This window comes from Sphingobacterium sp. GQ94 (assembly GCF_059758715.1).
The window spans coordinates 1-364 of the sequence record NZ_JCAXEC010000042.1; the positions used below are offsets into that span (position 1 = coordinate 1).

At 41.8% G+C, this 364-nt stretch carries 1 protein-coding gene; it reads right to left on the bottom strand.

What is annotated here, in order from left to right; translation table 11 throughout:
* Positions 1-31 precede the first annotated feature (31 nt).
* The coding region (locus AC6CHH_RS16410; RefSeq protein WP_498284795.1) for a transposase at positions 32-364 on the bottom strand (333 nt) is incomplete at its 5' end.

The following is a 364-nucleotide window of genomic DNA, read 5'->3' on the forward strand; positions in this document are numbered from 1 at the left end:
GGATCAATCGGAATTCTTGGGGGGTGATTTTTTAAGCATAAAGTTTCATAACCCGATATAAGAAGAATTTGGTGTCTCTAACTCCACGGAAGACACTTCTGAACGCCTTTAACTTCGCATTGAAAGATTCCGCAGAAGCATTCGTGCTCTTGTTATCAAAATAATGAAGTATATAGGGATGATGTGCAGCTACCGATCTAGCCACGCTCTCAAAAGACGATATACCGGCATGCTCCACCTGATTGTGCCATAGTCCAAGCTTGGTAAATGCCACCTTCTTACTCTTGCACTTATTGTAGATATCGCCAAGTGCTATCCCTAGATCATGTGCTTTTTTTAATAGCGGAAAACGCAAGAACAAGAG